The 25,518-nt window shown below is 73.0% G+C and carries 24 protein-coding genes and 1 riboswitch; of the genes, 19 read left to right on the forward strand and 5 right to left on the reverse strand.

The annotated features are described in order from the left end of the window. Nucleotides 1-76: 76 nt before the first annotated feature. The 5 genes from BAY60_RS14910 to proB all read left to right on the forward strand — a co-directional run bounded on the left by BAY60_RS14910 (nt 77) and on the right by proB (nt 6,714). Entirely contained in the window at nt 77-3,274 is a 3,198-nt protein-coding gene (locus BAY60_RS14910) for an Rne/Rng family ribonuclease (RefSeq protein ID WP_112281521.1), read from the forward strand. 151 nt (nt 3,275-3,425) lie between these two features. Further along, nucleotides 3,426-3,743 (forward strand): 50S ribosomal protein L21, encoded by a 318-nt coding sequence (rplU, locus tag BAY60_RS14915; RefSeq protein WP_112281522.1) that lies wholly within the window; start codon nt 3,426-3,428, stop codon nt 3,741-3,743. A gap of 35 nt (nt 3,744-3,778) precedes the next feature. Beyond that, nucleotides 3,779-4,036: a 50S ribosomal protein L27 gene (gene rpmA, locus BAY60_RS14920; RefSeq protein ID WP_112281523.1), complete on the forward strand. Its 258-nt coding sequence runs from the start codon at nt 3,779-3,781 to the stop codon at nt 4,034-4,036. Between the two features lie 121 nt (nt 4,037-4,157). Continuing rightward, nucleotides 4,158-5,612, forward strand: a complete 1,455-nt coding sequence (gene obgE / locus BAY60_RS14925; protein ID WP_112281524.1) for a GTPase ObgE — start codon at nt 4,158-4,160, stop codon at nt 5,610-5,612. Continuing rightward, the gene (gene proB, locus BAY60_RS14930) at nt 5,605-6,714 is read left to right on the forward strand and encodes a glutamate 5-kinase (RefSeq protein WP_112281525.1); all 1,110 of its coding nucleotides are present in this window, start codon (nt 5,605-5,607) and stop codon (nt 6,712-6,714) included. The genes obgE and proB overlap by 8 nt, the downstream gene beginning before the upstream one ends. A 13-nt stretch (nt 6,715-6,727) precedes the next feature. On the opposite strand, the gene BAY60_RS14935 is transcribed toward proB, so the two are convergent. Together BAY60_RS14935 and BAY60_RS14940 are read right to left on the reverse strand one after the other, a co-directional pair. After that, nucleotides 6,728-8,008 (reverse strand): MFS transporter, encoded by a 1,281-nt coding sequence (locus tag BAY60_RS14935; protein ID WP_112281526.1) that lies wholly within the window; start codon nt 8,006-8,008, stop codon nt 6,728-6,730. A 90-nt stretch (nt 8,009-8,098) separates the two neighbouring features. Beyond that, nucleotides 8,099-10,222 (reverse strand): RecQ family ATP-dependent DNA helicase, encoded by a 2,124-nt coding sequence (locus BAY60_RS14940; protein ID WP_112281527.1) that lies wholly within the window; start codon nt 10,220-10,222, stop codon nt 8,099-8,101. Nucleotides 10,223-10,616: 394 nt separating this feature from the next. On the opposite strand from BAY60_RS14940, the gene nadD reads away from it, so the two are divergent. The 7 genes from nadD to BAY60_RS14975 all read left to right on the forward strand — a co-directional run bounded on the left by nadD (nt 10,617) and on the right by BAY60_RS14975 (nt 17,373). Further along, nucleotides 10,617-11,219, forward strand: a complete 603-nt coding sequence (nadD, locus tag BAY60_RS14945; RefSeq protein ID WP_112281528.1) for a nicotinate-nucleotide adenylyltransferase — start codon at nt 10,617-10,619, stop codon at nt 11,217-11,219. Between the two features lie 187 nt (nt 11,220-11,406). After that, nucleotides 11,407-11,832, forward strand: a complete 426-nt coding sequence (gene rsfS, locus BAY60_RS14950; RefSeq protein WP_112281529.1) for a ribosome silencing factor — start codon at nt 11,407-11,409, stop codon at nt 11,830-11,832. Then, a complete protein-coding gene (locus tag BAY60_RS14955; RefSeq protein ID WP_112281530.1) occupies nt 11,829-12,440 on the forward strand; it encodes a histidine phosphatase family protein in 612 nt (203 codons plus the stop codon). Before rsfS ends, BAY60_RS14955 begins: the two co-directional genes overlap by 4 nt. A 2-nt stretch (nt 12,441-12,442) precedes the next feature. Further along, nucleotides 12,443-13,204: a diglucosylglycerate octanoyltransferase gene (gene octT, locus BAY60_RS14960; protein WP_112281531.1), complete on the forward strand. Its 762-nt coding sequence runs from the start codon at nt 12,443-12,445 to the stop codon at nt 13,202-13,204. Between the two features lie 10 nt (nt 13,205-13,214). Further along, entirely contained in the window at nt 13,215-14,060 is an 846-nt protein-coding gene (locus tag BAY60_RS14965) for a DegV family protein (RefSeq protein ID WP_112282400.1), read from the forward strand. Between the two features lie 98 nt (nt 14,061-14,158). Next, nucleotides 14,159-14,986, forward strand: a complete 828-nt coding sequence (locus tag BAY60_RS14970; RefSeq protein ID WP_245992509.1) for a ComEA family DNA-binding protein — start codon at nt 14,159-14,161, stop codon at nt 14,984-14,986. After that, nucleotides 14,983-17,373, forward strand: coding sequence for a ComEC/Rec2 family competence protein (locus tag BAY60_RS14975; protein ID WP_425466470.1), 2,391 nt, complete (start codon nt 14,983-14,985; stop codon nt 17,371-17,373). The genes BAY60_RS14970 and BAY60_RS14975 overlap by 4 nt, the downstream gene beginning before the upstream one ends. 11 nt (nt 17,374-17,384) lie before the next feature. Here the strand turns inward: BAY60_RS14975 and thrC are convergent, their stop codons facing one another. Then, the gene (gene thrC, locus BAY60_RS14980) at nt 17,385-18,647 is read right to left on the reverse strand and encodes a threonine synthase (protein ID WP_112281532.1); all 1,263 of its coding nucleotides are present in this window, start codon (nt 18,645-18,647) and stop codon (nt 17,385-17,387) included. 13 nt (nt 18,648-18,660) lie between these two features. Further along, a riboswitch (SAM riboswitch) is annotated at nt 18,661-18,793 on the reverse strand. Nucleotides 18,794-18,972: 179 nt separating this feature from the next. On the opposite strand from thrC, the gene holA reads away from it, so the two are divergent. Continuing rightward, the gene (gene holA / locus BAY60_RS14985) at nt 18,973-19,953 is read left to right on the forward strand and encodes a DNA polymerase III subunit delta (RefSeq protein ID WP_112281533.1); all 981 of its coding nucleotides are present in this window, start codon (nt 18,973-18,975) and stop codon (nt 19,951-19,953) included. A 75-nt stretch (nt 19,954-20,028) separates the two neighbouring features. Here holA and rpsT read toward each other — a convergent pair whose 3' ends face one another. Further along, nucleotides 20,029-20,289, reverse strand: a complete 261-nt coding sequence (gene rpsT / locus BAY60_RS14990) for a 30S ribosomal protein S20 (protein WP_112281534.1) — start codon at nt 20,287-20,289, stop codon at nt 20,029-20,031. Between the two features lie 203 nt (nt 20,290-20,492). Here rpsT and BAY60_RS14995 point away from each other — a divergent pair, with 203 nt between their 5' ends. Genes BAY60_RS14995 through BAY60_RS15020 form a run of 6 tightly spaced genes read left to right on the forward strand, consistent with a single transcriptional unit; the run spans nt 20,493 to nt 24,800 of the window. After that, complete coding sequence (locus BAY60_RS14995; protein WP_112281535.1) at nt 20,493-21,350, forward strand: DMT family transporter; 858 nt, start codon at nt 20,493-20,495, stop codon at nt 21,348-21,350. 12 nt (nt 21,351-21,362) lie between these two features. After that, nucleotides 21,363-21,743, forward strand: a complete 381-nt coding sequence (locus BAY60_RS15000) for a VOC family protein (protein ID WP_112281536.1) — start codon at nt 21,363-21,365, stop codon at nt 21,741-21,743. Then, nucleotides 21,727-22,908: a DUF6346 domain-containing protein gene (locus BAY60_RS15005; RefSeq protein WP_112281537.1), complete on the forward strand. Its 1,182-nt coding sequence runs from the start codon at nt 21,727-21,729 to the stop codon at nt 22,906-22,908. The genes BAY60_RS15000 and BAY60_RS15005 overlap by 17 nt, the downstream gene beginning before the upstream one ends. Nucleotides 22,909-22,932: 24 nt before the next feature. Further along, complete coding sequence (locus BAY60_RS15010; protein ID WP_245992510.1) at nt 22,933-23,460, forward strand: YbaB/EbfC family nucleoid-associated protein; 528 nt, start codon at nt 22,933-22,935, stop codon at nt 23,458-23,460. A gap of 3 nt (nt 23,461-23,463) precedes the next feature. After that, nucleotides 23,464-23,781: a hypothetical protein gene (locus BAY60_RS15015; RefSeq protein ID WP_112281539.1), complete on the forward strand. Its 318-nt coding sequence runs from the start codon at nt 23,464-23,466 to the stop codon at nt 23,779-23,781. Then, complete coding sequence (locus BAY60_RS15020) at nt 23,781-24,800, forward strand: WXG100 family type VII secretion target (RefSeq protein WP_112281540.1); 1,020 nt, start codon at nt 23,781-23,783, stop codon at nt 24,798-24,800. The genes BAY60_RS15015 and BAY60_RS15020 overlap by 1 nt, the downstream gene beginning before the upstream one ends. 24 nt (nt 24,801-24,824) lie before the next feature. Here the strand turns inward: BAY60_RS15020 and BAY60_RS15025 are convergent, their stop codons facing one another. Then, nucleotides 24,825-25,424: a class I SAM-dependent methyltransferase gene (locus tag BAY60_RS15025; RefSeq protein ID WP_112281541.1), complete on the reverse strand. Its 600-nt coding sequence runs from the start codon at nt 25,422-25,424 to the stop codon at nt 24,825-24,827. Between the last annotated feature and the right edge of the window lie 94 nt (nt 25,425-25,518).

The raw sequence follows: 25,518 nt of genomic DNA on the forward strand, positions 1-25,518 counted from the left end.
AGCCGGTTCCGGCCACGAGAGGGAGGATCCTCGGCCGGCGCGGGCAGGTAGACGCGCCCGGGGGCGAAGGAGACATATGTCGAACGCGGAGACACCCGCCGAGAACACGGGCGGGACTACCGCCACATCCACTGCAGGCGCGCTGGCCGACCTGCCGGCCCGGATCAGGGTCCACGCTCTGGCGAAACTGGTCGGCTCCAGCAGCCGGGAGGTGATGGCGAAGCTGGCGGAGCTGGGCGAGCCGGCCCGCAGCGTGCAGTCGAGCGTGCCCAAGGACACCGCTCTGCGTGTCGCCGGCGCCCTCGGGGTGCTGGACGAGGCCGTGGCCGAGGCCGCGGAGGCGACGCCTGCCGCGGTGACCGCCACCCCCGCCACCGAGCCCGCACCCGCCGGGGGCGACACGCCCGGCGCCGGGGAGACTCCGGCCACATCCGAGGCCGCCGCCGAGACCGGGCAGGCCGCGCCGGAGACGCCGGCCGCCGCGCCGGAGCGGGCCGCCGCGCCGGCCGTTCCCCCCGCGGTACCACCGGCCCCGCAGGCCGCAGAGCAGGCCCCGCCCGCCGAGCCCCCCGCGCCTGCCACGTCGCGGACGGTGCGCACACCCGTGTTCGCGGCGCCGTCGCCGGTGTTCCTGCCGCCGGAGCCGGTCGAGCAGGGCCCGGCGCCGAAGACCGCCCCTGGCAAGGCCGAGCAGGCCGGGGAGCCCGCCGAACAGCGCTCCAGCGGAGAGGTCGGCGATGCCGACACCGACACCGCTGACACCGGCGCCGACGACACCGACGACACCGAGGGCGGTGGCCGCAGGCGCCGCCGTCGCGGGCGTCGCGGCCGCGGCCGCGGCAAGGGCGGCGACGACAACCAGACGGGGCAGGACCAGGACGGTCAGGACACCCAGGGCGCTCAGCAGGCCGAGACCGCCGCGAGCGAGGGCAAGGCCGAGGAGCGCAAGGCCGAGGAGAAGGACGAGCAGGCCGCGAAGGGCGAGGACGGCGCCGACTCCGACGACGGCGACTCCGACGGCGCCACCAGGCGGCGGCGCCGTCGCCGCAGGCGCAAGGGCGGTGGCGACGACGACTCCGGCGGCGAGGGCACGTCGCCGGACGACCCGCCGAACACGGTCGTGCACGTGCGCGACGCCAAGTCCGAAGGCAAGTCGGACAGCAAGGCCGACACCAAGGGCGATGCCCGCGACGGCGTGCGCAGCGTGCGGGGATCCACCCGGCTCGAGGCCAAGCGCCAGCGGCGCCGCGACGGCAGGGAGGCGGGCCGCAGGCGTGCCCCGATCCTGTCCGAGGCGGAGTTCCTGGCCCGGCGCGAGTCCGTGGAGCGCACGATGGTGGTCGCCGAGCGCGGCGACTCCACCCAGATCGGCGTGCTGGAGGACGGCGTGCTCGTCGAGCACTTCGTCACCTCCTCCGGCAGCGGCTCGATCGTCGGCAACGTCTACCTCGGCAGGGTGCAGAACGTGCTGCCGTCGATGGAGGCGGCCTTCATCGACATCGGCCGCGGTCGCAACGCGGTGCTCTACGCCGGTGAGGTCGACTGGGACGCCGCGGGACTGGAGGGCAAGGCCCGCAAGATCGAGCAGGCGCTCTCCACCGGCGACAACGTGCTGGTGCAGGTCACCAAGGACCCGGTCGGCCACAAGGGCGCCCGGCTCACCACACAGATCTCACTGCCCGGCCGGTTCCTGGTGTACGTGCCCGCGGGCGGCGCCACCGGCATCTCCCGCAAGCTGCCGGAGAACGAGCGGCGCAGGCTCAAGGACATCCTCAAGCGCATCGTCCCCGAGGACGCGGGCGTGATCATCCGCACCGCCTCCGAGGGCATCAGCGAGGAGGAACTGGGCCGCGACGTGCGCAGGCTCAAGGCCCAGTGGGAGGTCATCAAGGAGAAGGCCGACTCCGCGACGGGCCAGGGCAAGAAGTCCAGTGCCCCCGTGCTGCTCTACGAGGAGCCGGACCTGCTGGTCAAGGTCGTGCGCGACCTGTTCACCGAGGACTTCGTCAAGCTGGAGGTGCAGGGCGACACCGCGTGGGAGACGATCCACGCCTACGTGGAGCACGTCGCGCCCGATCTCACCGACCGGCTCAAGCGCTACGTCGGCACCGGCGACGTCTTCGCCGACTACCGCATCGACGAGCAGCTCACCAAGGCCCTCGACCGCAAGGTGTGGCTGCCCTCCGGCGGTTACCTCGTCATCGACCGCACCGAGGCGATGACGGTGATCGACGTCAACACCGGCAAGTTCACCGGCTCGGGGGGCAATCTCGAGGAGACGGTCACCCGCAACAACCTGGAGTCGGCCGAGGAGATCGTGCGCCAGCTCCGGCTGCGCGACATCGGCGGCATCATCGTCATCGACTTCATCGACATGGTGCTGGAGTCCAACCGGGAGCTGGTCCTGCGCAGGCTCACCGAGTGCCTCGGCCGGGACCGCACCCGGCACCAGGTGGCGGAGGTCACCTCGCTGGGTCTGGTGCAGATGACCCGCAAGCGGGTCGGTACCGGCCTGCTGGAGGCCTTCTCCACCACATGCGAGCACTGCAAGGGCCGCGGCGTGCTCGTCGGCAGTGAGCCTCACCGTGGCAACGGTCACAACGGCGGCCAGCAGCACGGCGGCGGTGGCAACGGGGGCGGTGGTGGTTCGCGGCGTTCCCGTGGCCGCAACAAGAACACCGAGGACCAGGACACGGCCCGCTCCGCCGAGCCGGCGCAGAGCGGCCCGACGCCCGGGCAGCGGGAGTCGGTGGTCTCGGCGGTCCAGGCGATGGCCAACGCCTCCAAGGTCACTCCGAAGGCCGAGGAATCCGCGGCCGACCGGCCGGAGACGGCGAGGTCGCAGGGCGACGGCCCCAAGGCGAAGAAGCCCAAGACGGACAAGGCGGACAAGAAGGACAAGAAGGCCACGCCGGATGCCGTCGAGGCGGAGACGTCCCAGGTCGAGCAGCCCCAGGCCGCCGAGCAGCAGCCGCGGGACCGGCAGCAGGAGGAGCCCGCCGCGCAGGAACCGGCGCAGCCGGTGAACGGGCACGCGCGGGCACCCGAACCCGTCGAGTCCGGTGCGGCGGAGCAGCCCGCGCAGCCCGAGGCCACCGGCGAGGAGGCACCTGCCGCCGCGCAGCAGGACCGCGCCGAGCCGCAGCCCGAGGAGTCGCAGGCGGACACGCAGGCCGTGCCCGCGCCCGCCACCCGCACCACCACGCGGCGCCCGCGCCGCAGGGCCGCCTCGCGGCCCGCGGGGCCGCCGGTGCACGCTCAGGAGAACAGCTGATGGCCACCCCGGTTCAGTGGTTGATCCCGGCGCCCCGTAAGCTGTACAGCGGCCCGCTGCTGGAGCGGGTCGCTGTGCGCGATTGCCGGACCGCCGAGAGCGGGCTGGTCGCGTGAGCCCCCACCCACAGTCGAGCAAGCAGGAGACTTCCGTGTCGGCGTATGCAGTCGTCAAGACCGGCGGCAAGCAGTACAAGGTCGCCGTTGGCGATGTCGTCGAGGTCGAGAAGCTCGAGGGCGAGCCGGGCACCGAGCACACCTTCCCCGCCGTGCTGTACGTCGACGGTGGCGAGGTCACCACGGACGCCGACGCGCTGGCGAAGGTCTCGGTCACCGGCAAGGTCGTCGAGCAGACCAAGGGCCCCAAGATCCGGATTCACAAGTTCAAGAACAAGACCGGTTACCACAAGAGGCAGGGTCACCGCCAGCAGCTGACCCGCATCGAGGTCACCGGCATCAACAACAAGTAAGGCTGTTGCTTTTTCTGTAAGGAGAGTGACCAGCGATGGCACACAAGAAGGGCGCGTCCAGCTCTCGCAACGGCCGTGACTCCAACCCGAAGTACCTCGGTGTCAAGCGGTTCGGCGGTCAGGTCGTGAAGGCCGGCGAGATCCTGGTTCGCCAGCGCGGCACCAAGTTCCACCCCGGCGTGAACGTCGGCCGTGGCGGCGACGACACCCTGTTCGCGCTCTCCGCCGGCTCGGTCGAGTTCGGCACGAAGCGTGGCCGCAAGATGGTCAACATCGTGCCGGTCGAGGCCTGATCCGGCCCGATCGCCACGCACGAGTCCCGAACGAGGGGCGGGTCCGGAACACATCCGGCCCCGCCCCTCGTTTTGTCATGACGGAACTGTCCAGATCGGCACGAGCAGCAAGCGAGGCACCATGACGTCCCGGTTCGTCGACCGCGCGGTCATCCATCTGGCCGCGGGCAACGGTGGGAACGGCTGTGCCTCCGTGCACCGCGAGAAGTTCAAGCCGCTCGGCGGCCCGGACGGCGGCAACGGCGGCAACGGCGGTGACGTGCTGCTCGTCGTCGACCCCGGTGTCCACACGCTGCTCGACTTCCATTTCCGCCCGCACGCCCGCGGCGGTAACGGCAAACCCGGGCAGGGCAGCAACCGCAACGGCGCCGCGGGCGAGAGCCTGGAACTGAAGGTCCCCGAGGGCACCGTCGTGCTGACTCCCGACGGTGAGGTACTGGCCGACCTGGTCGGCGCGGGCACGACGTTCGTCGCCGCCAAGGGCGGCCGCGGCGGGCTCGGCAACGCGGCGCTCGCCTCCCGCGCACGCAAGGCTCCCGGCTTCGCGCTGCTCGGCGAGGAGGGGGAGAAGCGCGATCTCGTACTGGAACTGCGGTCCGTCGCCGACGTCGGCCTGCTCGGCTTCCCCTCGGCGGGCAAGTCGTCGCTGATCTCGGTGCTGTCCGCGGCCAAGCCGAAGATCGCCGACTACCCGTTCACCACACTCGTGCCCAACCTCGGCGTGGTGACCGCGGGCGACACCGTCTTCACCATGGCCGACGTGCCGGGACTGATTCCCGGTGCGAGCGAGGGCAAGGGCCTGGGGCTGGACTTCCTGCGTCACATCGAGCGCTGCGCGGTGCTCGTGCACGTTGTCGACTGTGCGACCTTCGAGCCCGGCCGGGACCCGGTGTCCGATGTGGATGCACTGGAGTCCGAACTGGCCCGGTACACGCCCGCGCTGGGCGGGGACCTCGCCGATCGGCCGCGGGTCGTGGTGCTCAACAAGGTCGACGTGCCGGACGCCGCCGAGCTGGCCGAGCTGGTGCGCCCCGAGTTCGAGGCGCGGGGCCTGCGCGTGTTCGAGATCTCCACGGTGTCGCGGCACGGGCTGCGCGAGCTCGGCTTCGCGCTCGGCGAGATCGTCGAGCAGTACCGTGCCGCGCAACCGCCGCCGACGCCCACGCAGATCGTGCTCGCGCCACCGGCCGTGGACGACGCGGGCTTCTCGGTGGAGCCCGACCCCGACGAGCCGGGCGGCTACATCGTGCGCGGTCCGCGCCCCGAGCGCTGGGTACGGCAGACCGACTTCGGCAACGACGAGGCCGTCGGCTACCTCGGCGACCGGCTCAACCGGCTCGGCGTCGAGGAGGAGCTGGCCCGGATGGGCGCGGAGCCGGGCAGCCCCGTGACCATCGGCGACCACACCTTCGAGTGGGAGCCCTCCACGCCTGCCGGGGTGGCCGTGCGCATGACCGGCCGTGGCACCGACGCCCGGCTCGAGGACCACGGGCGCGTCAGCGCCGCGCAGCGCAAGGAAGCCCGCCGCATCCGCAGGGAGGGCGTGCCCGAGGAGGGCGAGGACGCCGGTGAGTGAGGCACGTCGGGCGATCTCCGCCGCCCGGCGGCTGGTCGTCAAGGTCGGCTCGTCCGCGCTGACCACGGCCGGTGACGGCCTGGACACCGCGCGCCTGGATGCGCTGGTCGACGCGATCGCCGACCGGGTCGCCCGCGACACCCAGCTGGTGCTGGTGTCCTCGGGGGCCATCGGCGCGGGACTCGCGCCGCTCGCCCTCGGCAGCAGGCCGCGTGACCTCGCCACGCAGCAGGCCGCGGCCAGCGTCGGCCAGCTCGCGCTCGCGCACGCCTACGCGGAGTCGTTCGGCCGGTACTCGCTCACGGTCGGCCAGGTGCTGCTCACCTCCGACGACGTGGTGCGCAGGGCGCACTACCGCAACGCCGAACGGACGTTCTCGCGGCTGCTGGCACTGGGCGCGGTGCCGGTGGTCAACGAGAACGACACCGTGGCCACCGAGGAGATCCGGTTCGGCGACAACGACCGGCTCGCCGCGCTGGTCGCGCACCTCATCCACGCCGACGGCCTCGTGCTGCTGTCCGATGTGGATGCTCTGTACGACGGCGACCCGCGCGGGGGCGGCACCCGCAAGATCACCGAGATCACCGGACAGTCCGATCTGGACGGCCTTTCGGTGGGCAAGTCCAGCTCCGGGCTCGGCACAGGCGGCATGATGTCGAAGGTCGCCGCGGCGCGCACCGCCGCCGCGGCAGGCATTCCCGCGCTCATCGCCGCCGCGGCCGAGGCGCGCGAGGCGCTGGGCGCGGCGGGCACCGGCACGGCCTTCCACGCCTCGGACGCGCGCCTGTCGGCCCGGCGCTTCTGGCTCGGCTATGCGGCGGGCACCAGCGGGCGCCTGCACCTCGACGACGGTGCCGTGGCCGCGGTGGTGCGGCGCAGGCGGTCGCTGCTGGCCGCGGGCATCACCGGGGTGGACGGCGACTTCCAGGCCGGTGACGTGGTCGACCTGGTCGATCCGGCCCAGCAGGTGGTGGCCAGGGGAGTGGTGGCCTTCGACGTCGGCGAGCTGCCGGACCTGATCGGCCGCTCCACCCACGAGCTGCCCGCCGAGCAGCGCAGGGAGGTCGTGCACGCCGACGATCTGGTGCCGCTGCGCCGGTAGCCCGCCGCGGGCGTCAGCGCAGCTCGGTGCCGCTGGTCTCGGGCAGCCGCCAGATCACGAAGAAGGCGATGGCCGAGCCCGCCGCCACGTACCAGAAGAACACCAGCGGCGCGCCCGCGTCGGACAGCGCGGTGATGACCAGTGGCGCCGTGCCGCCGAACGTCGCGACCGTGAGGTTGTACCAGGCGCCGATGCCGAGCCCGCGCAGCGCGGTGGGGAACAGCTCACTCATGATCGCCGGTGCGATCGACGTCATGGCCGTGTACAGGCCGAGGCCCACGCAGAAGACCACGAGCAGGTTGACGAACCCGGGCCGCACGAGTGTGGACAGCGGGACGATGAGAATCGCCATGGCCGCCGACCAGATCATCAGTTGCGGCTTGCGGCCGAACCGGTCGGAGGCCGCGCCCATCGGGTACTGCAGCGCCACGAACAGCGCGGTCGCGATCGACAGCGCCAGGAACACGTCACCGTCGTCGGCACCGCGTGTCTCCACGGCGAACGGCGTCAGCGCGCTGAAGAAGGTGTAGTAGCACAGTGTCGACAGCATCGTGAACCCGACGAGCTGGCCGACCGCCTTCGGGTGCTTGCGCAGCGTCGTGAGCAGCGGGCGGCGCACGCGGCGGGCCGTGGCCTTGTTGTCCTCGAACTGTTCGGTCTCGGCCAGGTTGCGCCGCAGCCACAGCCCGATGAGCCCGAGCACGCCACCGAGCAGGAACGGGATGCGCCAGCCCCACGCCTGCAGTTGCGCCTCGTCCATGGTGCGGGCCAGCGTGAAACCCAGTACCGAGGCCAGCAACACCGCGCTGCCGGTGGAGATGTAGAAGAACGACGAGTAGCGGCCGCGCCGCTTCGGCGGCGCGATCTCGCCCAGGTAGGCGGAGGCATTGGACACCTCACCGCCGAGTGAGAGCCCCTGCGCGATGCGTGCCAGCAGCAGCAACAGCGGTGCGAGCCAGCCGATCTGCTCGTAGCTGGGCAGCACGCCGATCATCACCGAGCCACCTGCCATCAGCACGATCGTGAAGATCATCGCCGGTTTGCGCCCGCGCAGATCGGCGAACCGGCCGATGAGCATGCCGCCCAGCGGCCGGAAGAAGAACGCCAGCGCATAGGTGGCGAACGTGTTGATCTGGGCGAGCTCGCCGGGAAAGAACGCGCTGGCGAAGTAGATGCTGAAGGTGGCGTAGATGGTCCAGTCGAACCATTCGAGGGCGTTGCCAACGCTCGCCGCGAACAGTTTGCGGACCGGGAGCCGGTGCCGGGCGGGGGCGGTAACGTTCGACTCGACCATGACGATCCTCCACGTCGCCGTCGTGTGGGTGGGCACTTTGCCACACGATCGGGTGGCGCGAAAGTCTCCAACAGGGTCGCGACGCTGCGCTCAGGCCGTGGACGCGAGCGCGAACGGCAGCACCGCAGGGGCTCCGGCCTCGCGAAGGCGCTTCGCCGCGACCGTCATGGTCCAGCCCGTGTCGACCAGGTCGTCGACGAGCAGGAGCGGGCCCCGCAGCGCGGCGGCGGCCTCGGCCACCTCGGCGGGCACCGTGATCCTGCGCCACAGATCGGCCAGCCGTTGCGCGCTGTTGGCCCGCCGTGGCGGCGGCCCGTCGGCCTCGACCATCCCGACGAAGTCCAGCCGGCCCGTGCCTGCCAGGCGCTCGGTCAGGCTGCGCACCAGCTGGGGGCGGGTGTGGGAGGCGACACCCGCCACCGCCACCGGCCGCTCCGCCCAGTCCCACGCCGCGAGCACGGACACACAGGCCTGGAACACCGCGTCCGGCACCGGGACGTCCGCGGCCTGCGAGCCGACCAGCTCCCGCAGCCGGGCACCCCAGCCGACGTCGGTGAGCCTGCCGACCACCCGGCCGGTGGCGGCCTGCTCGTCCTTGCCGATCCGCCCGGACAGCGGCACGTCGAGCGTCGCCATCCCGGTCGGCCACTGCTTGCGGGCCGCGAGCTCGACACCGGGCCGGTTCAACCGAGCGGTGGTGGCCTCGGCGACCTGGTCGGACACCGTCGCCGACCACGACCGGCCGGTGCAGTTGTCGCAGCGCCCGCACGGCGCGGCGTGCGGGTCGTCCAGCTGCCGGAGCAGGAACTCCATGCGGCAGTCGCGCGTGGCCAGGTAGTCGAGCATCGCCCGCTGCTCCTCGGCTCTGGCCCTGCGGACGCGCTCGTAGCGCTCGGCGTCGTACCGCCATTCCTGCCCAGTCGCCACCCAGCCGCCCCGCACCCGGCGCACGGCGCCGTCGACGTCGAGCACCTTGAGCACCATCTCCAGCCGGGAGCGCGACAGCTCCACGGACGGTTCGATCGCCGCCGTCGACAGCGGGCGGTCGGTGTAGGCGAGGGTGTTGAGCACCTGGGTGACCCGCTGCTCGTCGGGAAAGGCCAGCGAGCCGAAGTAGTTCCAGATCTCCACGTCCTCCGGCCCGGGCAGCAGCACGACCTCGGCCCGGCGCACGCCGCGGCCCGCGCGGCCGACCTGCTGGTAGTACGCGATCGGCGACGACGGCGCGCCCAGGTGGACGACGAAGCCCAGGTCGGGCTTGTCGAAGCCCATGCCCAGCGCCGAGGTGGCCACCAGCGCCTTGACCCGGTTGGCGAGCAGGTCGTCCTCGGCGGCCTGGCGGTCGGCCGGGTCGGTCTTGCCGGTGTAGGCCACCACCGGATGCCCCCGTTCGGCCAGCAGTGCCGCCACGTCGTAGGCGGCCGCGACCGTGAGCGTGTAGACGATGCCGGAGCCGGGCAGCTCGTCCAGGTGCTCGGCCAGCCAGGCAAGGCGCGCGGTCTCGGTGGGCAGGCGGACCACGGCCAGGCGCAGGCTTTCGCGGTCCAGCGGCCCGCGCAGCACGAGAGTGTCGCTGCTGCGGCCGATACCGAGCTGCTCGGCGACGTCGGTGGCCACTCGGTCGTTGGCCGTGGCGGTGGTGGCCAGCACGGGAACGCCCTCCGGCAGGTCGCCGAGCAGGGTGCGCAGGCGCCGGTAGTCGGGCCGGAAGTCGTGCCCCCAGTCGGAGATGCAGTGCGCCTCGTCCACCACGAGCAGCCCGGCGGAGGCGGCCAGCTTCGGCAGGACGGTGTCGCGGAAGTCCGGGTTGTTGAGGCGCTCCGGGCTGACGAGCAGCACGTCGACCTCGCCTGCCGCGATCGCGGCCTGGACGTCCTCCCATTCCTGCGGATTGGCCGAGTTCATCGTCGCCGCGTGAATGCCCGCGCGGGCGGCGGCGGCGATCTGGTTGCGCATGAGCGCCAGCAGCGGCGAGATGATCACCGTCGGGCCCGCCCCGCGCTCACGCAGCAGCGCCGTGGCCAGGAAGTACACCGCGGACTTCCCCCAGCCGGTGCGCTGCACCACGAGAACCCGCCGCTGCTGGGCGACGAGTGCCTCGATCGCGGTCCACTGGTCGTCGCGCAGGGTGGCGTCGCCGCCTGCCAGCGCCTGCAGCAGCGTCTGCGCGCGGGCGCGCAGGGCCGCGGTGTCGAGGCTGGGCGTGGTGGTCACCGGTTTCCTCCGCTGTGCTCGTGGCCGTGCTCGCACCACCTCTACCGCACGGGGACGACGATGTCTGCCCGAGGCCGGTGCGAACGGAACCGGAGCGACCATCGGAGCATGGAATGTGACGCAGATCACTATCAGGAGTGCCGTCACGGACGGGTGAGACCCGCGTCTCGCAGACGTGCCGGCACTCGCGGGGTGTGCCCGGCGCCCGGCGAGCGCCCCCAGATCGCCGGTGTACGACGCGTGCCGCCGAGGCCGGTCCCGTGCGGGGAGCGGATCGGACCGGTCCCGGCGGCACGACGTGCGAGGCCGCCCACTGCCGTGCGCGCTGTGGCGGGCATCGCATGTCCGGCTGCCCGCCATCGGGCGCTCACCAGCCCGTATAGGGTGGTTTCCCATGTCGCCACGCCGCATTGGGGTGATGGGGGGAACGTTCGACCCCGTGCACCACGGGCACCTCGTCGCCGCCAGCGAGGTTCAGAACCGGTTCTCGCTCGACGAGGTCATCTTCGTGCCCACCGGCCAGCCGTGGCAGAAGGCCGACCGGATCGTCTCGAAGGCCGAGGACCGCTACCTGATGACGGTGATCGCCACGGCGTCCAACCCCGTCTTCTCGGTGAGCAGGGTGGACATCGACCGCGGCGGCCAGACCTACACCGTGGACACCCTGCGCGACCTGCACACCGACTATCCCGGCGACGAACTGTTCTTCATCACCGGCGCCGACGCGCTGGAACAGATCCTGACCTGGCGCGACGCCGACGAGCTGTTCACCTACGCCCACTTCATCGGCGTCACCCGGCCCGGCTACCACCTGAACGACCACCACCTGCCCAAGGGCAAGGTCAGCCTCGTCGAGGTGACCGCGATGGCGATCTCGTCCACCGGCGTGCGCGAGCGCGTCCGGCACGGCGAACCCGTCTGGTACCTGGTACCCGACGGCGTGGTTCGCTACATCGACAAGCGCAGGCTCTACCGGGCGGACGCCGGGAGCCGGTGACCGGCTGAGGAACCGTGCCGGGGCGGGCCGAAGGTGCCCTCGGGTACACCAGGCGTGCCCGCGGTGCCCTTCGGCTCGCTGCCGGGGTGACGATGGCGGGAACGGATGACTCCCCGCGCTCCCAGGCCGGTGGCGGGGCGGTCCGGGTAGGCTGCTGCGGGCACCCGTTCGACCCCGAAGGAGCACCGTGACAGCGACGGCCGAAGCACGAGACCTCGCGACCGCGGCCGCGCACGCGGCGGCGGACAAGAAGGCGACCGACGTGGTCGTGCTCGACGTCTCGGACCGCCTTGTCATCACCGACGCGTTCGTCATCGCCTCGGCACCCAACGAGCGGCAGGTGGGCGCCATCGTCGACAACGTCGAGGAGAAGCTGCGCCTGTCCGGCCACAAGCCGGTGCGCAGGGAGGGTGCCAGGGAGGGCCGCTGGGTGCTGCTCGACTACGTCGACGTCGTCGTGCACGTCCAGCACGACGAGGAGCGTTCCTTCTACGGGCTGGAAAGGCTGTGGAAGGACTGCCCGCGCATCGAGGTCGCGGGCCTTCCTGCCCCGGGCGACGGCGCCGAGCAGGCCGAGCGGACCGATCCAGCCGAGGGGCCGGACGAGCCGTGAGCCTGTGGCGGCTGGTGCTCTGGCGGCACGGGGAGACCGACTACAACGCGGCCGGTCGCATGCAGGGCCATCTCGACTCGGCCCTCACCGAGGTCGGCTGGAACCAGGCGCGCTTCGCCGCGCCCGCGCTGGCGCGTTTCGACCCGGGCCTCGTCATCGCCTCGGATCTGCGCAGGGCCACCGACACCGCGACCGTGCTCACCGAGGCCATCGGCGTCCCGCTGCGCATCGACAAGCGGTTGCGCGAGACGCACCTCGGCGAGTGGCAGGGTCTGACGGGCGCCGAGGTGGACGCCGTCGCACCGGGGGAGCGGCACCGCTGGCGCACGGATGCCACCTGGGCTCCCCCGGGCGGTGAGTCGAGGGTGGACGTCGCCGACCGCGCCGCCGAGGTAGTCGCCGACCTGCTGCGCGACAAGGACGACTACGAGACCGTGCTGCTCGCCGCGCACGGCGGGCTCATCCTTGCGCTCACCGCGCGGCTGCTGGACCTGCCGGTGGCGCTGTGGCCGTCGCTCGGCGGCATCTCGAACTGCCACTGGGTGGAGCTGCGCAGGCGCGACGGTGCCTGGCGGCTGCACGCCTACAACGCCGGAATGACCGGGTAGGCATGACCACGGGACCGCGCCTGCTGGTCTTCGGCGACTCGCTGAGCTTTCACGGCCCCGAAGGCGGCTGCCCCGCCGACGAACCACGCCTGTGGCCCAACGTCGCCGCACGCGCGCTCGGCGGCAGCGCCGACCTCGTGGCCGGCATCGGCTGGACGGCCCGGGATGTGTGGTGGTCGCTGACCGGCGACCCGCGCGTGTGGGCGGACCTGCACACGGCCGACGTCGTGGTGCTGGCCGTGGGCAGCATGGACACGCTGCCGTCGCCGCTGCCGACCTACCTTCGCACCGGTCTGCGCTACCTGCGCCCGGACGGGCTGCGGCGCGTCACCCGCAGGGCCTATCTCGCTGCGCAGCCCAGGCTGTCCGTCGCGCTGCGCGGGCGGCCTGCCGTCCTGCCGCCCCGGCTCACCGCCCGCTACCTGCGGACGTCGGTGGACGCGCTGCGGGTGCTACGGCCCTCGCTGCCGATCGTGGGCTGGTTGCCCTCGGTGCACCGGGCGCCGTCCTACGGCTACGTGCACGCCGCGCGCGCGGAGACCGAGCGCCGGATCGCCGCGTGGGCCGCCGGCGCGGGCGTGCCGCTGCTCGACCTGCCGTCCGTGGTCGGCGGGCACGTGCTCGGCGGGCACGGCAACGCCGACGGCATGCACTGGGGCTGGGCGGGCCACGCCGCGGTCGGTGAGGCCATGGCCGGGCTGATCGCGCCGCTGCTGACCCGGCCGGGCGCGCCGACCCCGCTGCCCGGCACCGCGGCGACGTAGGGTGGGCGGCGTGCCCGTCGCCGTCGTCACGGACTCCACCGCCCACCTCCCGGAGGGATTCGCCGAGCGGCACGAGATCCGGGTCGTGCCCCTGCATGTGCTCATCGACGGCGTGGCCGCGCTCGACGGCGTGGACGTCGGCCCGGCCGCGCTGGCCGCGGCGCTCGGCCAGCGCAAGATCGTCACCACCTCGCGGCCCACCCCGTCCGCCTTCGCCGCGGCGTTTCGCGCCGCGCTCGACGAGGGCGCCGACACGGTCGTCTCGGTGCATCTGTCGAAGCGGCTGTCGGGCACCTGGGAGTCGGCCGTGCTGGCCGCGCAGGAGGTGGGCCCCGACCTCGTGCGGGTGGTCGACTCGCGCAGCACCGCGATGGGCCTCGGGTTCGCGGCCCTGCACGCCGCCGCCGCGGCGGCCGAGGGGGCGTCCGGCGAGGAGGTGGAGGCCGCGGCCGTGGCCGCGGCGGAGCGCTCCGAGACGCTGTTCGTGGTGGAGACCCTGGAATACCTGCGCCGGGGCGGGCGGATCGGGCCCGCGGCCGCGTTGCTCGGCACAGCGCTCGCCGTCAAACCCGTGCTGCACATGGACGGCGGCGAGATCCGGCCGCTGGAGAAGGTGCGCACCATGAACAAGGCGATGGCCCGGTTGGTCGACCTGGCCGTGGCGGCAGCGGGAGACGCCGAGATCGAGCTGGCCGTGCACCACCTCGCCTCCCCCGAGCGCGCCGCCGAGCTGGCGACCCGGCTGGAGGAGCGGCTGCCTCGCTCCCGGGGCTGTGTGGTGTCCGAGCTGGGCGCGGTGATCGGCGCCCACACCGGCCCCGGCACGCTCGGCGTGGTTGTGCAGCGCCCGGCCTGACCCGGCCCGGTCGTCCGGTTGTCCACAACCCCCCGCTTGTCCACAGGTCGCGCGATCAGGGCTGCCCCGGCGCTGCCCGCCTGCCTAGCGTCGAAAGTGTGTTCGAGCAACCAGAACCCAGTTCCGAGGACGAGGGCACTCGTCCCGATCCGGCGACCTCGCGCGTGCGGCTCGAGCAGCTGGCTGCCCGGGTCGCCCGCGAGGAGGGCGGTGCGGGCCGTCCGGACGCCGCGCCCGGCCCGGCCGGCAGGCTGGTCGAGCGGTGGCTACCGCAGGGCCCTGCCACGGGCTCGCCGTCGCGTCGCAGGCGGTTCGCGGTGGTGGCGGTGCTGCTCGGCGTCGCCGCGGTCGCCGGGCTGACCGCGTGGCTGACCGGTGGGCGACCGGAGCCGGAGCGCCCGCCGCCGCTACCGGTCGCGCACGCCTCCCCGGCCCCCGCGAACGACAGCGGCGCGGAGCCCAGCACGGCTGCCGATGCCGAGCCGCTCGTGGTGAGTGTTGTCGGCAAGGTGGCCGAGCCCGGGCTGGTCACCGTGCCCCCGGGCTCCCGGGTCGCCGACGCGATCGACGCCGCGGGCGGAGCCAGGCGCGGTGCCGACCTGCTCACGGTCAACCTCGCACGGCGGTTGTCCGACGGTGAGCAGCTCTACGTCGGCATCCCCGCACCACCCGGGATGCAGGCGCCCGGCGCACCCACGGCCGCCGGGGCCACCTCCGGCGAGCCGGGTGCCGAGCTGGTCGACCTGAATGCCGCCGACCAGGCGCAGCTGGAGGAGCTGTCCGGCGTCGGCGAGGTCACGGCCCAGCGCATCCTGGACTGGCGGGCCGAGCACGGCCGGTTCACCGCCGTCGAACAGCTTCGCGAGATCGACGGGATCGGGGAGAAGCGCTTCGAGCAGTTGCGCGACCAGGTGAGCGTGCGGTGACCCTGCTCGGCGAGCCCGGCGGCCCGCGCCGGGTGCGTCAGGACCTGCGGCTCGTGCCCGCGGCCGTGCTGACCTGGACGGCGGCCCTGTTGGGACTGCTGTGGGGCTGGCCGGCCTGCCTGCTGTGCGCGGTGGCCGGGACGCTCGGTGCCGCGATCGCGTTGCGGCGGTGGGCGCCCGGCCGCCGGGACCCGCCACGGCGGTGGGCGGCGGCCGGTGCGCTGCTGGTGTGCGCGCTGGCCGTGGCCGGGCCGCTGACCCTGCGGATCGCCGCGGCCCAGCACGACCCGCTGCGCGCGCACGCGGGGGAGGGCAGGGACGCGATCCTGCGGGTGACGGTCGAGGAACGTCCCCGGCCGTTGCGGTCCGCCGGGTACGCCGACCGGCCCGACGGGGCGCGGCTCGTGCTGGTGCCCGCCCGGGTCCGCGACGCGACGGTCGGTGGACAGCCGGTCGCCTCCACCGGCCGGGTCGTGCTCATCGCGCCGTTCGCGGGCTGGTCACGTCTGCTGCCGGGTCAGGAGGCGACGGCGGGCGGCTCCCTGGTGCCGCCCGGGGACGGGGACCTGACGGTGGCGGTCACGTATGTGCGCGGGCCGCCGCGGAACGTCGGCCCCGCGTCGTGGTGGCAACGGGCGGCCGAGTCGGTCCGCGCCGGCCTGCGTGCGGTGTCCGGCATACTGGCCGAGGAACCGGCGGGGCTGCTTCCCGGGCTGGTCGTCGGCGACACCAGCGCCCTGCCCGCCAGAGTGGAGCAGGAGTTCACCGACGCCGGCCTGTCCCATCTCACGGCGGTCAGCGGCGCGAACGTGGCGATCGTCTGCGGGGCGGTGCTGCTCGTGGCCCGCGCGCTGCGCTGCGGGCCACGGTCGTCGGCCACGGCGGCCGGTGTGGTCCTCGTGGGCTTCGTGGTGCTGGTCGGCTACGAGCCGAGCGTGCTCCGCGCCGGGGTGATGGGCGGCGTGGGCCTGCTGGCGCTGGTTCTCGGGCGGCGCGGCTCGGCGATGCCCGCGCTCGCGACGGCCGTGTGCGCGCTGGTGCTGTGGGATCCGGCGATGGCCGTGAGCATGGGGTTCGCGCTGTCGGTCGTCGCGACGGCAGGCCTGGTGCTGCTGGCGCCGCGCTGGAGCGAGGCGATGACCCGCAGGGGGCTGCCTGCGGGCGTGGCCGACGGGCTGGCCGTGCCGCTCGCGGCTTTCCTCGTGACGGCGCCGCTCATCGCCGGCCTGGCGGGGCAGGTCAGCGTGGTGTCGGTGGTGGCGAACCTCCTGGCGGCGCCCGTGGTCGCCCCGGTGACGGTGCTCGGGGTGCTGGCCGCCGCGCTCGCGGTGGTGTGGCCTGGCGGTGCCGAACTCCTGGCGCACCTGGCCGGTCCCGGGGTGAGCTGGCTGATCCTGGTGGCACGGGAGGCCTCCGCCGTCCCCGGCGCGGTGCTCCCGTGGCCGAGTGGCTGGTGGGGTGGCGTGCTCGCGGCGGGTGTCGCCCTGCTGGTGGTGCTCGCGCTCCGGCATCGGCAGGCGCGCGTCGCCCTTGCCGTCGCACTGGCCGGGCTGCTCGTGATTGTCGTGCCGGTGCGGGTGGTGGCGCCGTCCTGGCCGCCACAGGGGTGGGCGGTGGTCGCCTGCGACGTCGGCCAGGGCGACGCGCTCGTGCTCGCCACCGGCGAGCCGGGTCGTGCCGTGGTGGTCGACACCGGGCCCGAGCCGGGGCCGGTCGATCGCTGCCTCGACCGGCTCGACGTCGACCGCGTACCGGTGGTGGTGCTCAGCCACCTGCACGCCGACCACATCGGCGGGCTGGCGTCGGTGTTCGAGGACAGGGCCGTGGGCGCGGTCGCCGTCGGGCCGGGACGCACGCCCGGCTGGGCGTGGCGGCTGGTCGCGGCCGAGGCGGCGCAGCGGGGCGTGCCGCTCGTGGAGCTCTCCGCCGGGCGGCGGCTGGGCTGGCCCGCGTTGCGCCTCGCCGTGCTCGGTCCCCGCTACGTCCCCCGGGCCGGGAGCGAGTCCGACGACGGCACCGCCATCAACAACACCTCGGTGGTGCTGCGCGCGGCCACGCCCGCCGGACGGGTACTGCTGACCGGGGACGTCGAGCTGGCCGCGCAGGGCGATCTGCTCGCGAGCGGCGCGGACCTGCGTGCGGAGATCCTCAAGGTGCCACATCACGGCAGCCGGTTCACGCTCCCGCAGTTCCTCGGCGCGGTCACCCCGAGGGTGGCGCTCGTCAGCGTCGGCCGCGACAACACCTACGGCCATCCCAGCCCGGTGACGCTGCGCTGGCTGTCCGGTGGCGGTGCGCTCGTCGCACGCACCGACCTCGGCGGGGACACGGCGGTGGTCCCGGACGGCGCGGCCCCGGCCGTGGTCCGGAGAGGACGGTCGCCGTGAACGGCCGGCGCTCAGTCGCCGAGGATCTCCCGGACCGCGTCGGCCGAGGGCGCCACGGTGGCCTTGGGGCCGACCTTGCCCTCGATCGCGTCGAGGGTCTTCAGGCCGTCGCCCGTGATGAGCAGCACCGTCTCGGCGTCGGGGTCGAGCTTGCCCGTGTCGATGAGCTTCTTCGCGGTCGCCACGGTGACACCGCCCGCGGTCTCGGTGAAGATGCCCTCCGTGCGCGCGAGCAGCCGGATGCCCTCGACGACCTCCTCGTCGCTGACGTCCTCGATGGCGCCGCCGGTGCGGTTGACCGTGTCGAGCACGTACGGCCCGTCGGCCGGGTTGCCGATGGCCAGCGAGCGGGCGATCGTGTCCGGCTTCACCGGCTGCACGACGTCGTGCCCCGCGCGGAAGGCGGCCGACACCGGCGAGCATCCGGTGGCCTGCGCTCCGAACACCCGGTACGGGCTCTGCTCGACCAGGCCCAGCTCGCCGAGCTCCCGGAAGCCCTTGTCGACCTTGGTCAGCTGCGAGCCCGACGCGATCGGCACCACGATCTGCTCCGGCAGTCGCCAGCCGAGCTGCTCGGCGACCTCGAAGCCCAGCGTCTTGGAGCCCTCGGAGTAGTAGGGGCGGACGTTGACGTTGACGAACGCCCAGCTCTCGTGCTCGGCGGCGAGCTGCGTCGCCAGCCGGTTGACGTCGTCGTAGTTGCCGTCGACCGCGATCAGCGCCCCGTCGTACACGGCGGTGGTCAGCACCTTCGCGCGTTCCAGCGACGACGGGATCAGCACCACCGAACGCCAGCCCGCGCGGGCCGCCGCGGCGGCGACGGCGTTCGCGAGGTTGCCGGTGGAGGGGCAGGCGAGCGTGTCGAACCCGAACTCGCGGGCGGCGGCCAGCGCCACGGCGACCACGCGGTCCTTGAAGGAGTGGGTGGGGTTGCCGGTGTCGTCCTTGACCCAGATGCGCCTGACCCCGAGGGCCTTGGCCAGCCGGTCGGCACGCACCAGCCGCGTACAGCCCGGCTCGGTGTTGGGGATCTCCTCGACGTTGGTGGGCACCGGCAGCAGCTTCTTGTAGCGCCAGATGTTGCGGGGCCCGGACTCGATGTCCTCCCGGCGCACCCGGCCGAAGTCGTAGGCCACCTCGAGCGGCGAGAAGTCCTCCGCGGAGACGAACTCGGGGGCCAGCGGCTGGCGGTGGCCCTCCTCCTTGGAGACCAGCTCGACGGCGGGGCCGAGGTCCACGGTGCGCGTGGTGGTCGTTTCGAGGGCTGCGGTCATCGCGAGGTTCCTTTCCTCATCTGTCCCGCGATCACGGGTCGGAATTGGCACCGTGGTCGACAGCTACCTCGCGGTATCGAGATGACAGGCTGTCGCCGGTTGCCGGGGCTTCAACGGGCCGTTCCCTCTGCCCCTCTGGATGAGCGGTATTCGGTTGTCGTCCGGGCCATCGGCGCGGCACTGGGCCCTACCTTACGGCACCGAGATCAGTTCGGGCCACCGCGATGCGGGTTACATCACCCTGCGCACCCCGGGAACGGGCCGCCGCGGGCCGCCGGGCAGCGGTGTCGGCGCTGCTGTCGGTGCACCGTGGCAGGATCGACGCGTGACCGCGCCAGCCACCACACCACCCCCGCTGCACCTGGTGCTCGGCGAGGAGGAACTGCTCGTCGAGCGAGCCGTACGAGGCGCGCTCGACGCCGCCCGGCTCGCCGACCCCACGGCCGACCTGACCCGCACGCGGGTGTCGGAGCTGACCCCTCCAGTGTTCGCCGAGCTGGTCAGCCCGTCACTGTTCAGTGAGGGACGGGTGATCGTGCTGGAGGCGGCCCAGGAGTGCTCGGCCGAGATCGCCGACGCCGTGCTCGGCTACGTGGCCCAGCCCGCCGACGGCATCGTGCTGGTGGTCCTGCACAGCGGCGGAGGCCGGAGCAAGGCCGCCAAGTCGCTGCCGACGGCGCTGAAGAAGGTTGGTGCGGTCGTCACCGAGTGCGCCAAGATCACCAAGCCCGCCGAGCGCGAGGCGTTCGTCCGCAACGAGGTGCGCAGGGCCGGTGGCCGGATCGACGCGGCGGGAGTGCTCGCCCTCATCGATGCCGTCGGCTCCGACCTGCGCGAACTGGCGGCCGCCGCGGCGCAGCTCGTGGCCGACTCGGGCGGCAGCATCGACGAGCAGGCCGTGCGCCGCTATCACCGGGGTCGCGCCGACGTGAACGGGTTCATGGTCGCCGAGAAGGCCGTCGCGGGCGACCGCGCCGCCGCGCTGGAGTCCGTGCGCTGGGCGCAGCAGATCGGAGTGCCGCAGGTGCTCGTCGCCGACGCGCTCGCCGACGCCGTGCGCACCATCGCCCGTGTGTCGGCGGCGGGCCGCGGCAACCCCAACCAGATGGCGGGTGAGCTGGGCATGCCGCCGTGGAAGATCCGCAAGGCGCAGGGCCAGTCGCGGGGCTGGAGCGCAGGCGCGCTCGCCGAGGCCATGCGCGTGGTCGCGCGAGTGAACGCCGAGGTCAAGGGCGCCGCGGCCGATCCGGACTACGCGGTCGAACGCGCTGTGCTCGACATCGTGGCCGCTCGCGAGCGTCGCTGAGGCACCCCTGGACACGCCGGACGCGACGAGGCCCCGGTGACGCCGGTCACCGGGGCCTCGTCGACAGCGAGTGCGTCAGAGCTGGTTGACGCGCCGGGCCATCGCGGACTTCTTGTTCGCGGCCTGGTTCTTGTGGATCACGCCCTTGCTCGCCGCCTTGTCCAGTGCGCGGCCCGCGGCGCGCTGCAGCTCGATGGCCTTGTCCTTGTCACCGGCCGCGGCAGCCTCACGGAACTTGCGGATCGCGGTCTTCACCGACGACTTCACCGCCTGGTTGCGCTGGCGCGCCTTCTCGTTCGTCTTGATGCGCTTCATCTGGGACTTGATGTTGGCCACGCTGGCGCTCCTTCATCGTTCGGTGTGAGTCGCTGCCGCGTTCCCGTGGCTCCGGCCGCTGAGGGCCGGGTTTCCTCCCTGGCGGAATGCCACACGGCAACAGCCAGAAAGGATAGCAACGCCGCTGGTCCGTGCCCGCGGCGGGGCGCACGACGTGGTCCGCCGCGCCTGCCGCTGCCCGTCCACGCGCAGAATGGGCCGTCGTGAACGGCACCGCCCTCGCGCTCGTCCTCGTCGCGGCCGTGGTGCACGCGGCCTGGAACCTCGTCGCCAAACGGGTCCGCGCGGGCGCCCGGTTCGTCTTCCTGTACTACTCGGTCTCGGCCGCCGTGCTGCTGCCGGTCGTGGCCGTCTCGCTCGTCACCACCGATGCACGTCCACAGTGGACGTGGCTGCTCGCGGCGGCGGTCACGGCCGTGTGCCATGTCTGCTACGGCGTCGTGCTCCAGCGCGGCTACGCGGTGGGCGACCTCTCGGTGGTCTACCCACTGGCCAGGGGCAGCGGCCCGCTGTTGTCGGTGCTCGCCGCCGTGCTGGTGCTGGGCGAGCGGCCCGGGGCGCTCGGCCTCGCCGGCGCACTGCTCGTCGTCGCCGGCGTCCTGTTGATCAGCGGCCGGCCCTCGGGGGCCGACCGGCGCGCCCGCAGGGCGGGCATCGGCTACGGGCTGCTCACCGGCGCCACCATTGCCGCCTACACCCTGTGGGACGCCTACTCCGTCACCACGCTGTCCGTGCCGCCGGTGGTCTACTTCGGAACGGGCGCGCTGCTGCAGAGTCTCCTGCTCGCTCCGTACGCCCTGCGCGGCGGGCAGACGCGCGCCCTGTGGCGGGACCACCGGAAGGAGGTCGTGCTCGTCGGCGTGCTGTCCCCGGTGGCGTACCTGCTCGTGCTGTTCGCGATGCGGATGGCTCCGGTGAGCCTCGTCGCGCCCGCCAGGGAGCTGAGCATCGTCCTCGGCAGTCTCGCGGGCTGGTGGCTGCTCGGCGAGGCCGACCCGGTGCGGCGCATCACCGGGTCGCTCGTCGTGGTGGCGGGGATCACGGCCATCGCGCTCGCATGAGAACGTAGACCCATGGACGTGCTGAGCAGCCGGATACTGCTGCATCCACGGGACCACGAGGCCACGGTCGCGTTCTACCGCGACACACTGGGGCTGGCGATCTACCGCGAGTTCCCCGGCGGCACGGTGTTCTTCCTCGGCGGAGGCCTGCTGGAGGTCGTCGGGCGCGGGACCACGGGCGCGACCCCGGACGCCGCCCTGTGGCTGCAGGTGCGCGACCTCGCCGCGACCGTCGCCGAACTGCGTGACAGGGGCGTCGAGCCGGACCGGGGACCGCAGCGTGAGCCCTGGGGGCTCGACGAGGCCTGGATCTCCGACCCCGACGGCACGCGCATCGTGCTGGTGGAGGTGCCCGCCGACCACCCGCTCCGGGTCGATGTCCGCGCCGGCTAGCCTCGGCGGGCGCATCGCCCGCGCCGTGGTGTTGTGGCTCGTGCTCGTGCTCACCCTGCTGCTGACGGCGACGGTCGCGCGGGTGACGTACGGGGGCGGTCCCGAGGTGGAACGCGTCGGCACCGCCTCGGTGCGCAGCTGTACGGAGCACGGCCCGGTCAGCCTCTCGGGCATCGGCACGGTGTACACGTGCACGGCGCAGGTCCGCTGGTCCGATGGCGACACCGAGACCCGCGAGTTCCCCGCAGGCCAGCTCGGCCCCGCCGACATGGGCACACCGGTGCCGGTCTACCTGGACATCGGCGAGGGCCGCGGCGAGGGACCCGTCGTGGGCCGCAACGGCAGCGCCCGGTTCGCCGAGCTCGAGTTGCCCGCCGTGCTCCTGTTCGGCTTCCTGGCGCTGGCACTGGGCATCGGCGCCCTGTACGCCACGTATCGCGTGCTCCGTCCGGAGCGCGGGGACGCCACGCGGCCCGGCACCCGCTCGAAGGATCGCGGCGACAAGGACTGGAAGGTCAGCAGGACCGAGGTGGAGGCGGTTCCGGCGCCTCGCATCGCACGGCGTCTGCGGCTGCTCGGCGTGTGGTGCCTCCTCGTCGTCGTCCTGGCGCCCCTGTCGACCGTGCCTCGCTTCGACGCCGAACGAGCCGAGCGGTTCACCTCTCCGTGGCCGCAGGTCGAGCGCGCACTGCTCGTCGATCCGCCTCCGGCGGCAGCCGTGATCCTCGGCCTGGTCCTTGCTGTGCTGCTGTTCGCGCTGGCGCCCGTGGTCCGCCAGGATGCCGCCAAGGTCGTCAAGTACGGGCCCGCCTACGTCGGCCGCAACCTGCAGGGCCGCGAGCCGGTGGAGCAGCGTGTCGCGGAGCGGATGCAGGCCATGGCCGCGAACCGGTCCACGAGCCGGGTCCTGGCTGTCGTGCCAGGGTTGGTGTTGCTCGGGCTCGCCGGGTGGGCGACAATGCGCGCCATCGAGGCGGCGCCCGAGGCCGCTCCGCTGCCCGTGTGGCTTGCCTGCCTGCGGGACGCGGTGCTGCTCGCCTGCCTCGGCGTGATCGTGCTCAGCACCACCGAGTCGAGGTACCAGCGGCTCTCCCGGCTGCTCGAGCTGCATCGCGACAGCAATTCCACCCAGGCGGGAACCGCGGCAGGCCGCTCGGCGTCGTAGGCCGCGACAAGGTAAGGGGGCAACGTGACGGCAGGCGGTATGGGCGAGCAGTGGCTGGCCGACTACACGCGGCGCGTCGGGGACATCCAGCGCCGGGCTGAGGAAGCCCAGGAGCAGATCAAGACGCTGCGGGCACAGGCGACGAGCCCGGACGGCTCCGTGTCGGTCGTGCTCGCGCCCGGCGGACGGCTGGAGAAGCTCGATCTGACGCAGCGGGCGCTGGAGCTGGGCCCGCAGCGACTGGCCACCGCCATCACCCAGACCATCCAGGCCGCCCACGCCGACGCCGCAGCACAGACGCAGAACGCGATCATGCCGCTGGTGGGCGAATCGGACGCGATGGAGTTCCTGCGCGACCAGATCGGCACGGCACTGCCGGACGAACCCGAGTCCGAGCAGGACACTGGCCCGCACACCGCACAGGGGCACAACCCGCCCGCCGCTCCGCCGCCTCCCGCACGGCCGCAGACGCCGCCGCAGGCGCGGCCACAGCGCCCCCGTCCCGACGACAACGACGACGACGAGCCGTTCGGCGGCTCGATTCTGAGGTGAGCCATGGGTGACGGCAAAGGGTTCGAGTCCACACCGGAGGATCTCGCGACGCACGCGGCGACGGTGGACCGGCTCGGCGACCGGTTGACGAAGGTGGGGGAGACGGGCGCCGGCGTCGACCTGGGCATCGAGACGTACGGAATCATCGGCCAGATGTTCAGTGGCGGCGCCCGCGACGAGATCACCCAGACCTCCGATGCCATCAAGGAGATGGGCACCGGCCTCAGCGACTTCGGCGAGGGCGTGAAGGCCGCGGGACAGCAGTACGCGAAGGTCGAGCAGGAGATCCGCGAGCTGCTCGAGAAGTTCGGGGGCAACTGATGGTGGACACAGCGGGCGCGGGAATCGTCGACACCGTCGCGACGGCGGTGAAGGACCTGGACAACCCGAGCGACTGGGCCATGGACGGGGTCGCCCTCGGTCTCGACGTGCTGGGGCTGGTGGCCAATCCGCTCGGCGGTCTGCTCAGTGCCGGCATCGGCTGGCTCATCGAGCACCTGGACTTCCTGAAGGAGCCGCTCGACGACCTCGCGGGCGATCCCGCAGCCATCAACAGGGTCGCCGCGGTCTGGGGCGAGCAGATCCGCTCCGACGTGGCGCAGATCGCCGACGAGTACGAGAAGGCGTTGTCGTCGGAGATCACGAGCTGGACGGGAGATGCGGCCGAGCAGTACCGCACCACCGCCGATCAGATCGTGCAGCAGATCCGGTCGCTGGAGGGCGCCTCCACGGCCGTGTCGAACGCCGTGCAGGGTTCCGGCGTCCTGGTCGCCACGGTGCGCGGCATCATCCGTGACCTCATCGCCCAGGTGGTGTCCGAGATCATCATCGCCGCGGCGGCGGCGCTGGCCACGAGCTGGTGCAGTTTCGGTGCCTCGATCGCCGCCTTCACGGGCTGGGCTGTGGCCCGCGGTGCGGCCACGGCGGGCAAGATCGCGGGCAAGATCTCCAAGCTGCTGATGAAGCTCGCCACCATCCTGAACAAGTTCGGCAGGCTGCGCGGCGCCGTGCAGGCGCTTGCCAAGGCGTCGCGGAAGTTCGGCGACACGGCCAAGTCGCTCGGCCAGATCGCGGGGCGCAACGGCCAGATGTTCAGGCAGGTGCAGGGTGCCGCGGACGGCTGGACCGGTGCGCTCAAGAACGCCCTTCCGGACGGGGTGGGCAACGTCGTCGGCAAGGTCGACGACGCCATGGCCAAGATCACCAAGGACGGCTTCTCCGACACCTTCTCGGCAGCCAACTACGGCCGGATCAGCGCCTACGAGGCGGCCAAGGAACAGGCCAACGCCGACGAGAACTACCAGGACGCGAAGGACAAGCTCGCGGACGAGCCGAAGTAGGCGAGCGTGCGCCGTCGTGGGCGGTCAGTCCGGGCGACGAGCCCGGAGCTGGGCCGCCCGCGACGCCATCGCTCCCGGGGGGTCCCACACCCACGACTGCACGTCGGTGAACCCGGCCGCCTCCAGCTCGCCCACCAGCTCGTGGCGGGTCACCGGCAGCCACTTCTCGTGTGAGGACAGGAGGAGCCGCCCGCCAGGGCGCAGCACCCGGAACAGCTCGGCGAGCGCGGCGGCGCGGTCCCGCCACAGCTGCACGTTGTTCACGGTGAGCACGACGTCGACGCTCTCGGGCGCCTGGCCGGTCGCCTCGGCGGTGCCGACGGCAAGCCGCACCGACCCCGCCGCCACCTGCTCGCCGCACCGCCTGCGGCACGCCTGCAGCATCTCCTCGGACGGATCGACCCCGATCACCAGGCGCGCGCTCGCGGCGGCCTCGGCGAGCCCGACCCCGGGTCCGGGGCCGACCACCAGTACCGTCTCGTCCTTGCCGGGACTCGCCACCCGCACGACATGCCGTTCCGTCGCCGCGTTGCCGTGGGCCATCACCGCGCCGCCGAGCCTGCCCAGCACCCCGCGGGGGTGCCCGAAGGTCCGGTCGAGCACGTCACCGATTCGAGAGCTCATACTTCGAGGTCAACACAGCCCGCGCAGGTGCCGCATCGGGGATGACCCGGAAATGTCCCGGCCGGGGCATGGGAACATGGACAGTGCCACCCGC

Source organism: Prauserella muralis (assembly GCF_003202285.1).
GTDB lineage: Bacteria > Actinomycetota > Actinomycetes > Mycobacteriales > Pseudonocardiaceae > Prauserella_B > Prauserella_B muralis.

Coding starts and splice junctions, on each gene's coding strand:
- BAY60_RS14910 (WP_112281521.1), top strand. CDS start 77: ATGTCGAACGCGGAGACACCCGCCGAGAACACGGGCGGGACTACCGCC.
- rpmA (WP_112281523.1), top strand. CDS start 3,779: ATGGCACACAAGAAGGGCGCGTCCAGCTCTCGCAACGGCCGTGACTCC.
- obgE (WP_112281524.1), top strand. CDS start 4,158: ATGACGTCCCGGTTCGTCGACCGCGCGGTCATCCATCTGGCCGCGGGC.
- BAY60_RS14935 (WP_112281526.1), bottom strand. CDS start 8,008: ATGGTCGAGTCGAACGTTACCGCCCCCGCCCGGCACCGGCTCCCGGTC.
- nadD (WP_112281528.1), top strand. CDS start 10,617: ATGTCGCCACGCCGCATTGGGGTGATGGGGGGAACGTTCGACCCCGTG.
- octT (WP_112281531.1), top strand. CDS start 12,443: ATGACCACGGGACCGCGCCTGCTGGTCTTCGGCGACTCGCTGAGCTTT.
- thrC (WP_112281532.1), bottom strand. CDS start 18,647: ATGACCGCAGCCCTCGAAACGACCACCACGCGCACCGTGGACCTCGGC.
- BAY60_RS15000 (WP_112281536.1), top strand. CDS start 21,363: ATGGACGTGCTGAGCAGCCGGATACTGCTGCATCCACGGGACCACGAG.
- BAY60_RS15005 (WP_112281537.1), top strand. CDS start 21,727: ATGTCCGCGCCGGCTAGCCTCGGCGGGCGCATCGCCCGCGCCGTGGTG.
- BAY60_RS15015 (WP_112281539.1), top strand. CDS start 23,464: ATGGGTGACGGCAAAGGGTTCGAGTCCACACCGGAGGATCTCGCGACG.
- BAY60_RS15020 (WP_112281540.1), top strand. CDS start 23,781: ATGGTGGACACAGCGGGCGCGGGAATCGTCGACACCGTCGCGACGGCG.
- BAY60_RS15025 (WP_112281541.1), bottom strand. CDS start 25,424: ATGAGCTCTCGAATCGGTGACGTGCTCGACCGGACCTTCGGGCACCCC.